General features: G+C 41.4%; 11 protein-coding genes. All 11 read left to right on the top strand.

What is annotated here, in order from left to right:
• Positions 1-11 precede the first annotated feature (11 nt).
• Complete coding sequence (locus ACW5MY_RS15835) at positions 12-326, top strand: head-tail connector protein (RefSeq protein ID WP_289393916.1); 315 nt, start codon at positions 12-14, stop codon at positions 324-326.
• Positions 327-332: 6 nt separating this feature from the next.
• On the top strand, positions 333-662 hold the full coding sequence (locus tag ACW5MY_RS15830; RefSeq protein WP_289393915.1) for a phage head closure protein: 330 nt from the start codon (positions 333-335) through the stop codon (positions 660-662).
• A complete protein-coding gene (locus ACW5MY_RS15825) occupies positions 659-1,087 on the top strand; it encodes an HK97-gp10 family putative phage morphogenesis protein (protein WP_013351474.1) in 429 nt (142 codons plus the stop codon). The genes ACW5MY_RS15830 and ACW5MY_RS15825 overlap by 4 nt, the downstream gene beginning before the upstream one ends.
• Entirely contained in the window at positions 1,084-1,473 is a 390-nt protein-coding gene (locus tag ACW5MY_RS15820) for a hypothetical protein (protein WP_014471615.1), read from the top strand. Before ACW5MY_RS15825 ends, ACW5MY_RS15820 begins: the two co-directional genes overlap by 4 nt.
• A gap of 51 nt (positions 1,474-1,524) precedes the next feature.
• The gene (locus ACW5MY_RS15815) at positions 1,525-2,100 is read left to right on the top strand and encodes a major tail protein (RefSeq protein ID WP_013351476.1); all 576 of its coding nucleotides are present in this window, start codon (positions 1,525-1,527) and stop codon (positions 2,098-2,100) included.
• Positions 2,101-2,175: 75 nt separating this feature from the next.
• Positions 2,176-2,496, top strand: coding sequence for a phage tail assembly chaperone G (gene gpG / locus ACW5MY_RS15810; protein ID WP_289393914.1), 321 nt, complete (start codon positions 2,176-2,178; stop codon positions 2,494-2,496).
• Between the two features lie 32 nt (positions 2,497-2,528).
• A complete protein-coding gene (locus ACW5MY_RS15805; RefSeq protein ID WP_013351478.1) occupies positions 2,529-2,663 on the top strand; it encodes a hypothetical protein in 135 nt (44 codons plus the stop codon).
• Positions 2,664-2,678: 15 nt separating this feature from the next.
• Positions 2,679-8,435 carry a phage tail tape measure protein gene (locus tag ACW5MY_RS15800; RefSeq protein WP_289393913.1) on the top strand — a complete coding sequence of 1,919 codons (5,757 nt, stop codon included), beginning with the start codon at positions 2,679-2,681 and terminating at the stop codon, positions 8,433-8,435.
• 2 nt (positions 8,436-8,437) lie between these two features.
• A complete protein-coding gene (locus tag ACW5MY_RS15795; RefSeq protein ID WP_289393912.1) occupies positions 8,438-9,277 on the top strand; it encodes a phage tail domain-containing protein in 840 nt (279 codons plus the stop codon).
• A gap of 9 nt (positions 9,278-9,286) precedes the next feature.
• Positions 9,287-10,441, top strand: a complete 1,155-nt coding sequence (locus ACW5MY_RS15790; RefSeq protein WP_013351481.1) for a prophage endopeptidase tail family protein — start codon at positions 9,287-9,289, stop codon at positions 10,439-10,441.
• Entirely contained in the window at positions 10,434-10,742 is a 309-nt protein-coding gene (locus tag ACW5MY_RS15785; protein WP_013351482.1) for a hypothetical protein, read from the top strand. Before ACW5MY_RS15790 ends, ACW5MY_RS15785 begins: the two co-directional genes overlap by 8 nt.
• Positions 10,743-10,801 lie beyond the last annotated feature (59 nt).

Genomic DNA, 10,801 nt, shown 5'->3' with positions numbered 1-10,801 from the left:
GAGTGAGATAAATGGCAGTATCTCTGTCCGAGGTGAAAGCGGCGGTAAGGATCGATACTGACGCTGATGACAAATTATTGGAGAAATATATTAAGGCTGCGGCTGACACCCTTATTTCTGCTGTAGGGGATAAGGTTGCTGGTTTTTACGATGATAACCCTATTTTTGACGTGGCGGTTATGAGACTGGTGGATCACTATTATAAAAACCGGTCTGCTACTTCAAACGGCGTAGAGGTGCGTGATATCCCATTTGGAATTACGCCCTCTATCATACAGTTGAAAGGCAAGTATTTACGTCAATTGCAAGAACAAGAAGAGAGGTAAAAAACGGTGCCAATCGCGAAAACAGGTGACTTAAACGAGCGAATTACGTTTAATGTTCAAAAATCAATCAAAATTAACGGAGTGCCGAAAATGGGACCTGTTGAGGTTGCTACGGTTTGGGCCGCGGTGTGGCGGCAACGCTTAAAAGATCGAATTAATAACCTGGGGGAAGGCATTGCCAACAAAATAACATTTGTTGTCCGTCAAAATCTTCCTTTTAAAATTACAAATGATATGACGATCACCCATAAAGGAACAGAATACAAAATCGTAGACATTGAACCGGATACCGTTAATTACGAATGGAAAACCATCATTTGTGAGGCGATAACATGAGTGTGGAAGTAGATATGACCGGTTTAGATGCTCAACTCCGTAAAGTGGCTTACCGGACAAAAAGTGGAGGCGTAAAAGCGACATTAGCGGGCGCTATGATCGTTAAAGAAGCTTTAAAGGTAAATACCCCTTACGAGAATGAATCTGACCGGAAATGGAAAGCACAGCGGCAAATTGAGGCTAAAACAGGGGAATCCCATGAGTTTAAACATATGCGTGACGATATCGTAATTTCAAAGCCTGACAAATTGGGCGAGGTAACGGTTGGCTATGGAAAGGATACGGCTTGGAGATCCCATTTTGTAAATGACGGCACAATTCATCAGCCGCCGCAGCATTTCGCAGAGAAAACCGTGGCAGAAACAAGGGAGACGGTAACGGCAACCATGCAGCACGTCATTGACACGGAGGTTGCCGGTTTATGAGCTTACTGACTGAAGCTTATGACCTTCTCACTGTTCAGGACAACCCGTTAATGATTAATGAGGATTACGTGTTTATGCATACGGTTCCGGTTGTCCTCCCGGACGGCACGGGTTTAAAAGACGCAAAGAACGCCATTGTGAAAATAAGTCATATTCTCAACAAAAGGGCGGGATATGCAAGTAATTTTAGTCGAGAAATTCAAACGTCTGTGCAAATACAAATTTGGTATGAGTATGACGATAGTTTGGCTGAACAATATGACGACTTACTAAATGGTTACTTTGAGTCAAACGGCTTTTATTCTTTCGAGAGTTACATATCCGTTGATCCGGATATTGAAAAGCTCTATTTAACGGCAAAATTCAAAAAAACAAGTGTGAATTAGTCACTGTCAGCCAGTGGCTTTTTTTAATACAAAAAAAAGGAATGATGATGAATGGCAACGGTGGGTTTTGAATCTATTGTTATTACCGTCTTGGATGAAAACGAAAAAGCAACAGATAAAAAATATGTGTTGGATGGGAAGCAAGACAAAAACGGGGTTGTTGAGGCAAATATCACGGGGCTGGCACCGACTAAAACGAAAAACTACGCGTCAAATATGGCGATTGATGTTTCAGCAAAAGGCACCGGAGATGTGAAATGCGAGCTGTCTATTTATAATTTACCGGATGACTGCATGGCGGAAATTACCGGTATGAAAAAAGTAAACGGCATCTATCAGCTTGGAAAGGATACGCAGCCGCCGTTTGTGTCTGTGGAATGCTTATCATCTGATATAAACGGAAATAAGCTCCATGTTGGTCTGTTAAAAGGAATGTTCGGCGCGCCGGATTCCGATCTAAAGACAAATGATGCAAACGTACAAACGGCGCAAGATAAAATTTCAGGGGAATTTATTGCCCGATCTTCTGACGGGCTGGTTTATGGTAAAGCAAACGAGGGGGATAAAGATTTTTCACAGGAAGCATGGGAAAAATTTATCCGTCCTTCTGATACACAAGCTGCATAAAATCACACTTTGCAGGGCCGGAAATCCCGGCCTCTTTTTAATCCGAAAAATTGAAACCGAAAAGGAGAAATGAACATGTTAAGAATCGAATTACTCAATCAAAAAGGTGAAAAAGTAGTCTATGAACAGGGGTTTATATCTAGTCGTAAAGTACGTGAAGCGTTGGCATTGCAGGATGAAATGGATAAAAATGAAAATCTGTCAGAGGCGGTACGTTTAGATAAAATGGTCACGTTCGTTGCCGATGTTTTCAGTGATGAAAAAGTAACGATGGATTCTATTTATGATGGAATAGACGCACGTAAACTTATGCGAACAATTGAGGGGATTATGGATATCGTCATGGGAAACGAGGAAGAGGGCTTAAAGGAAGTGGTACTAAAGGCACAGGAGTAACAGCAGCCGAGGCCCTCAGAAACTTTAAAAAAATGTATAGAAATTTGATGGAGGCCGGATGGTCGTTTCGTGATATCGACGAAGCAGATTATTACGGCCTTTTAGATGTGCTATCGGAAGACGCGCATGTGATGACGGGGGAAGAATTCTTTAATTCGATTACGTAAGAAAGGAGGGAGAACATGGCCGAGGGTGTTGTCATTAAAGTTGGTTTAGATGGAACAAAAGTAACGCAAAGTTTAACGGCTATTAAAAACACTGTTGCGGCATCTACCAGCCAATGGAAAGCTGAGTTTCAAATTTTTAAAAATGCCGGGGATCAATTAGGCATGTTGGGCGCAAAGTATGACGGATTAAGCCGGACGATCAAGATACAAGACGTACAAGTTAAAAAGCTGACAGAATCGTATAACAAGGCCGTTGAAAAGTATGGGAAGAATAGCGAAGCGGCTATGCGTTACGCAAATCAAATCAACAATACAACCCGGAGGCAGGCGCTTTACCGTCAAGAATTGAAAGATACTGAGATCGCTATGAATGATCAAAAGAGAGGGACAAGCCTTGTACGGGAAAACCTGTCTTTATTAACAAGGGAAACAACGGCAGCGATCAACAAATTCAAATCCCAGGGCAAAGCGCTCCGGGCCAATAAAGAAGAATACAAGGGCCTTGGAAATCAGATTAAGGAACGTAACCAGCTTATTGAAAAAGAAAAGCTGAAACTACAGGAATTAATAGAGAAAAAAGGCGCCGACAATATCGCAACCAAAAAGCAACGCACAGCCATTTTGGAATTGGAAGCGGCACAAGCATCTGCTGTCAGCCGGTATAAAACACTCAATCGGCAAGTAGGCAGCTCTTCAAAACTCAGTTTAACGTTTCGCGATAATGTCAACAAATTAAGGGATTCTGTGAACCGGGCCAGTGATAAATTAACGAGTGCCGGCCATTCAATGACAACAGCCACATTTGGCATTGGAGGGGCATTTGTTTACGGAACAAAGCAGGCCGTTGAATTTGAACGGAAAATGACGGACATTAAGTCCTTGCTTGAATCTGATGGAGAATCTGCGAAAGAAGCCGGCGAGATTACAAAAGACATGGAAAAGCAAGCGACGGAGCTTTCCGGAAAATACGGTATTTCTGTTCAAAAAATCGGTGATGCGTATGAAACCATGATCCGTAAAGGCGATACAGGCCGGCAGGCCATTGCTGCGGTTGAAAAAATGATTAAAGCGTCAACGGCTGCGGGATCTGAATTTAAAGAAACAACAAAAGTTTCTATGAACGTCATGGAGCAATTTTTTGACAAGTCAAAGTCAGCGGCAAAGACGGCCGAGAACACGACGAGAGTTACAAACGCCATGACTTACGCGGCGGATCATGGATCGGCTAAATTCACAGAATTGGGCTATTCCATGAACTATGTAGGGGATTATGCTAAATCCGTCGGCTACTCAATGGAAGATATGGCGGCATACCTTGAAGTCATGTCAAGGCGCGGCGTGGAAGGGACGTCCGCCGGTACTGGCCTGCGTGGAGTTATGGCAAGCCTTGTTAAGCCGTCAAAACAGGCAGCCGGAGCAATGGCACAGATTGGGCTAAAAACAAGCGATTCACACGGGAACTTGTTAAGATTGTCCCAAGTTGTGGAACAGTTGCGCGAAAAAACAAAAGGAATGGGAACCGAGGAAAAAGGGAATTTACTTTCCCGCATGTTTGGCCGGACTTCTCTTCCTACTATTACCGCCTTAATGACGGAATCAGGGGAGCACCTGGACAAGTTTTCTGCGAAAATCAAGAATGCCGAAAAGACGGATTATGCCGGAACCGTTACAAACCGCATGATGAAGTCAGGGAAAAAACAGCTTGATATTTTCAAAGAAACATCCAAAAACTTTGCTATGGAAGTATCAGCAACCCTGCTGCCGTCTGTGACATCGCTTGTAAAGCATCTTAATAAATTACTTGTGAAATTTGAAAATCTGTCACCCAAAACAAAGAAAACAATTGGTACCGTTGCGGCTCTGACTGCAGTATTCGCGCCTCTTGCTATTGGTTTAGGGGCTGTGTTTAAAGCTATCAGCATTACAACGTCCGGCCTCATGGGTTTAGGTCGGGCCGTCTCCTTTGTTGCGAAATCACCTTTTACCTTCTTCAAAAATGCAAGATTGGAAGGAACGAAGACCAACAAAGTTTTAAAAGGGATCGGCAAGGGTTTTAAATGGACTGGAAAACTGGCATGGGGCGGCGTAAAGAAGACCGGTTCAGCTATTAAAATATTTGGCAAAGGGATCGGAAAAGCCTTCAAATGGACGGGCAAGCTGGTATGGAGCGGTGTGAAGAAAACCGGCTCATTAATTAAGATTTTCGGAAAAGGAATCGGCAAAGCGTTTAAGTGGACTGGAAAACTGGCGTGGTCAGGTGTTAAGGCTGCGGGCCGGGGGATTACTGCCTCCGGTAAGGCCATCGGAAAATCTTTTAAATGGACGGCTCGTCTTGCTGCTACTGGTATCAAAAAAACAATTGTCGGTATTGGTGTAGCTTCAAAAGCTACAGCAAAAGGCATAAAAACAATGACAAAAGCGTCTCTATCCTTTGCGAAAACAGGGGGTATTTGGGTTGCACAAAAAGTGAAAATACTTGCAGTGGCAACAGCTCAAAGGGTCGCGGCAGCGTCAACAAAAGCATGGGCGGTCGCTCAAAGAGTATTAAATGTTGCTTTAAAAGCGAATCCCATCGGGCTTGTTATTACGGCTATTGGCCTGCTTGTAGCTGCAGTTATCTATTCGTATAAACACTTTAAGGGATTCCGAAAAGTGGTTGACTCTGTTTGGTCGGGCGTGAAGAAAGCTTTTTCTTCATCGGTCAAATACTGCAAAAAGCTTTTTACAAGATTGTCTAAGCATTTTGGCGATACATGGGGGGATATAAAGGACGAATTTAACAGCGCAACAAAATTGATTAAGAGCATTCTAAAAACCTTTTCTGATTTTTTTCATGGCCGATGGGACAAACTTTGGGACGATGTAAAAGATATTGTTAAAAAGGGCGTGAAGCTTGTTAAATCACATTTCAAGGCCGGATTTAATTTCTTGAATAAAATAACAGGCGGAACGCTAGGGAAGATGTGGAAAAAGGTTTCTAAAGTCGGCGGGGATATTATTTCTTTTTTTAAGAAACTGCCCGGAAAAATGGCTGACGGGATTAAAAGCGGAGCTAAAGCGCTTGGAAACGCCGGGATTTTTGTCGGGAACAAACTGATTGATGGCGTAGAAAGTGTAACAAACGGCGTCATTGGCGGTGTAAACTGGGTTCTTAAAAAGGTAGATATGCCAACAATCGACGACGTTAAAATGAAACACATTCCTTACTTCGCAAAAGGAACATGGCAGGGTGATCCGAACGCATTCGCTGGCGGGCTTGCTCATGTTGGTGATGGCGGTAAACATGAACTAATGCGTTTTCCCAATGGAGAAATGGCCTTATCTCCAAACACAGATACCATCGTAAACCTACCGCAAGGCACGTCAATTTTAGGCGGTGATAAAACCGAACAATTGATGAAAAGCGGGGCATTGCCGAAATTTTCAATTGGTACATGGCTTGGTTCTGCAAAAGACTTTATTAAGGGCGGCTGGAGCAAACTTAAAGACATTGGATCAAATATCTATGATTATTTATCCGATCCGACGAAATTATTAAATACGGTTGTTTCTAAATTCGCCGGCTCCGCGCTTGGGAAGCTGGGCGGCTCCGTCCTTGATATGGGAAAAGGGATAATTAAAAAGATTATCAGCGGCGTGAAAGACAAACTGACTGACATTGTATCTGGCGGAGTTGATACCGGCGATGTGAAGGTTTCCGGCTCCCTGAAATCATGGGTCAAAAAAGGAATGAAAATTGCAGGCGTAAGCGGCGCCGCATGGGAAAAAGGTTTAGAGACAATAGCGATACATGAATCCGGTGGGACGGCTGGTTCTCATATAAACAAATGGGATTCAAACTGGCGAGCCGGTCATCCGTCAGCAGGGTTAATGCAGATGATTGAAACAACGTTTGCATCTTATGCCAAGGCTGGTCATAAACAATGGCTTAACCCGATAGATCAGGTAGCGTCAGCAATCGGATATATTGAATCAAGGTATCACGGGATCGCGAATGTACCCGGCATTAAGGCGCTGGCTCATGGACGTAAATACATCGGATATGCTACCGGTACGGATCATCATAACGGCGGCCCGGCAGTTTTGGGCGACGGCGGGCAGCGTGAACCATATTTAACGCCACAGGGCCGGTTTGGTGTAAGTCCGAACGTGCCGACTCTTTTCGCAAACCTACCAAAAGGCACGAAAGTATGGCCGTCTATTAAAGCGTTTAAAGAGCAAGTGGGGCACTTTGCGAAAGGGACAAATGAGGTTTGGGTTGATGGCTATTACCGAGATAACGGAACCTACGTAAAAGAATATTGGCGGAAAAAACCCAAAAGTCATTCAACAAAATCGGGTTCCTCAAAGAAAACAAAAACGAGAACCATTATAAAGTATGTGACACGGCCGGCGGCCAACAACAAAACACTGAGTAAGGAGGCAAAAAAACAAAAGGCTGCAGCAGCGGCAAAGAAAAAAGCGGCTGAACTCAGTAAGAAAATTTCTGACAGCATTTCAACGATCATTACAGATTACAGGGCCGGGAAAATTTCAGCCAAAACCGAAAGGGCACGACTTGAAGCCATTCAAAAGAATCATAAATTAACAGCGACACAACGTAACCGCATTGTTGCGGCAATTGGTGCGTCAAGTAAAGCCATTGCAAAGCAAATCAGCTCCTATAATAACGCGATAGGCAACGCAATTAATAAGTTTGACAGCACAATGAAAACAATCAGAACAACATATAACAATGCGGTGGCAGATGCGAAAAAAACGTATCAATCGGCTTTGAATGAAAACAGAAACACGGCGTACACGACTTTTGCAATGTTTGATAAGGCAGAACAATCGAAAGTATCCGGGGTGGGCCTGCTGCGTAATCTTAAATCACAAAATTCTCTTTATAAAAAATTCACAGCGAATATAAAGAAATTACAGCGGCGTGGCGCCTCTAAAAAAATGATTAATGAATTGCTGCAGCAAGGGCCATCCGCAAATGCAGATGTAGAGGCTTTATTGAGCCTGTCCGCAAGTGATTGGAAGTCTTACAAAGGAGCGTACTCAGAAAAGACCAAGACAGCAAATGCTTTGGGTGATCTCACAACCTCATACGGTGGTGCAAAAACTGATCTTAACAAGGCTTTAAAAACAGCAAAGGCTAAATATCAATCAAGCGTGAATGATGCCGTAAATACGTTGGGAAATGCCATGAAATCGGCCAATAAAAAATATAAAAGCACCGGGATAACACTCAGCGGCCATTTTGTAAGCGGAATTGTAAATGGGTTGAAAAAGAGTCAAAAGGATGTTTCATCTGCTGCCGAGAAAATCGCACACAATATCGAAAATTCAATCCGGAAGAGATTAGATATTCATTCGCCTTCTCGTGTTGCAGTGCGGCTTATGGGTTTCTTTGGTGATGGTCTTGTGAATGGTCTGACTGGCAGCATCAGCAACGTTTCGCGGGCGGCCCTTCACGTCTCGGATTCCATCACAAAAAATATTATCCCGATAGATGGAACGGCAGCTATAAACGGATTGCAAAAGATGGCAAATGCTTCAATTGAACAATTGCCTAATAAGAAGTCTGAGTCTAACACTAATAAGATTGAAGACCTTCTTACCAAGATACTGTTCTCTCAAGAAAGAACTAATCAATTGTTACAATCAGCCATAGGACAAAATATGAATACCAACGAAGGGAATATTCTTAAAACGTTGGCCAAATTCTTGAATGAAGTAAATGGAAATGCTCTAGGGATTAATTCTTACATGCAAGGGGGTTAAAGGTGAGTATACTTCAAGATTTAATAGTTGAGAAAAACGGAAAAGAGCAACTTTTATCTGAAACTGTAGACCTACGTGGTCTGCAGTTTTTAGATATGACAGTATCTGCTCCATCAATAACCCAGAATTATTTAACTAATCCGGGGCTAGATGGTCAAATTGAAGCCGGTAAAGCAACTTATGGTGCTCGTACAGTAAGCGCCAATTTTTTATTTAAAGGAAGGGATTTATTTGATTTTGAATTAGGATGTAAAGCTATTCATGCCTTCCTGTTTGAAAGAGAAGCATACCATATTAGAACATCGTTAATGCCTGGTATCCGATATAGAGTTTTGGCGAAACCATATGAAACGACCAGAATTAACATGGTTGATATGTCATTTACAGTTGAATTTGATTTGCCTTCGGGTTTTAGGGAAGCAGTGAAAACCACTCTTGAAGCACCATTTGTTTTTAATGATGGATCCTGGCAAATCGGTATGAATTTACCTTCAGATAAAGAACTGTCATATGTGTTTAACACAAGTGAGTTTTCAGTGTTCAATGCTTCGGATATTACAATTAATCCTTTGAAATACAACATGTTAGAAATTGCATTAACTTGTGTAGGTAAACCTGTTATCACAAACAAAACTACAGGCGATGTCTTTAAACTAAATAAAGAAATGAATGCTTCAGATGCTTTGTTGTTAGATGGGTTTGATCCCTATTTGAATAATTCGAGATGTGGACGTGACACAAATCATGGTGTCATTACTCTTGCTAAAGGTTGGAATCAATTTTTAATTACAGGTTGCTCAAACCCAGTAATAGCTTTTAATACAAGATTCCTTTACTTATAGGTGTTCTTTATGGAAATCCTTTTAGTTAAGACTAAAGATTATGAAGAAATTGTTACAGGGTTTTCAGACTTTGAACGGACTGTTGAAACCAATTTAACTAACTGGCAAGTAACATTCAACATAGTCCAAACAAAACACAACGAATTTGTGTTTAATCTTCTTCAAAGTGACGATGCGTCTTTAATTGTCAATGGACAAGAGTTTGTAATACAACAAATTAATCCAGTAGTAAACGGGAATTCTCAAACACTTAGTGTTACAGCAACTCATGTTTATTTTGAAATTCAAAAGAAAATAAGACCTAAAGATGTGTTGGATGCTGATTACGACGAAGAAAGTAAACCTGAGCACACGTTGGCTGAGTATCTTGATTACTTATTTAAAGGAAACAAGTATGGTTATACCTATGAAATCAAAGGCACGTTCAAGATTAAGAAAAAAATTACTGAATTCGGAAACTCTGATTCCGTAACTCTTATCAATACCCTAATAGATACCTTTGAATGTTTTATTAAGGCGGACAATAAAAAAGTAATCTTTATGGACGAAGCCAACTTTAAGCAATTGACACAAAAGCAATTTCGCTGGTTGTACAATACGGATGATATTAACTTGTCATTAGACAAAACAAATATACGCACAATGTGTTGGGTTTACCCTTATAAAGACCAACATGACAACTATTTCTTTGAACCTTACATATACACGTCACCCAATGTTTCAAGGTTTGGGGAATCGTTTAGTGAACCGGTTGATCTTTCAACGGACACAGATGCAACAACAAAAAAGTATACAGATCAGCAAGCTCTTAAGGCACTTCAAGATGTACCTGAAACCACATTCACCCTCAACTATTATGGGAAAGACACTCCGCAAATTGGGGAGGTTTGGATGGCTATAATAGAGCCTATGGCATTAGATGTCGATGTTCCGATTGTTGGGATCAAGGATAGTCCGTTTGATGATTCTAAACCAATTGAATTAACACTAAGTAATGCTAAAAAGGACATGTTATCCGTTCAACAACAAATTTCTAAAAAGGCTAACTTAGCATATCAGAAATCGAGTAAGACAAATACGATTATCAACAATATCCAAAATGCTGTATCAATCACTTGGAATTCCAGATTGATCTTGGAAAAAGTAGGTGAGGTAAATGACTGATATTGTGCAGTTGAGGGATTCGAAGAATGTTCCGTTTTACCCTAAAACACATATGAGCGCTGTAATTGGATTTAACCCCGATGATATCAACACGGCTACTCAATTAGCTTTAGATAGTAAAGTTGATAAAAAATCAGGATATACACTTTCTAAAAATGATTACACAGATGAAGACAAACAAAAGACTATGCAGCTCGGTGAACAATCATTGGAATTAAAGTCACCAAATGGGACAGCGTTTCTCATTGGTGTAAATGATGATGGTACATTGAGTGTGATGAAGAAAGGGGAAGATTTATGATTGAGTTAAATAAAGACTTACCAACAAGTCTTGGTGGTGAGTTTCGTGATGCGCTGGAT

The organism is Bacillus sp. Bwzl_19 (genome assembly GCF_054900515.1).
Note: the sequence above shows the minus strand (reverse complement) of the source record. Positions and strands in the feature narration are given on the sequence as shown.

What these genes read in the sequence shown, in the direction of transcription:
- ACW5MY_RS15790 (WP_013351481.1), top strand. Translation starts at nt 9,287, where the DNA reads ATGGAAATCCTTTTAGTTAAGACTAAAGATTATGAAGAAATTGTTACA.
- ACW5MY_RS15800 (WP_289393913.1), top strand. Translation starts at nt 2,679, where the DNA reads ATGGCCGAGGGTGTTGTCATTAAAGTTGGTTTAGATGGAACAAAAGTA.
- ACW5MY_RS15825 (WP_013351474.1), top strand. Translation starts at nt 659, where the DNA reads ATGAGTGTGGAAGTAGATATGACCGGTTTAGATGCTCAACTCCGTAAA.
- ACW5MY_RS15820 (WP_014471615.1), top strand. Translation starts at nt 1,084, where the DNA reads ATGAGCTTACTGACTGAAGCTTATGACCTTCTCACTGTTCAGGACAAC.
- gpG (WP_289393914.1), top strand. Translation starts at nt 2,176, where the DNA reads ATGTTAAGAATCGAATTACTCAATCAAAAAGGTGAAAAAGTAGTCTAT.
- ACW5MY_RS15785 (WP_013351482.1), top strand. Translation starts at nt 10,434, where the DNA reads ATGACTGATATTGTGCAGTTGAGGGATTCGAAGAATGTTCCGTTTTAC.
- ACW5MY_RS15815 (WP_013351476.1), top strand. Translation starts at nt 1,525, where the DNA reads ATGGCAACGGTGGGTTTTGAATCTATTGTTATTACCGTCTTGGATGAA.
- ACW5MY_RS15835 (WP_289393916.1), top strand. Translation starts at nt 12, where the DNA reads ATGGCAGTATCTCTGTCCGAGGTGAAAGCGGCGGTAAGGATCGATACT.
- ACW5MY_RS15805 (WP_013351478.1), top strand. Translation starts at nt 2,529, where the DNA reads ATGTATAGAAATTTGATGGAGGCCGGATGGTCGTTTCGTGATATCGAC.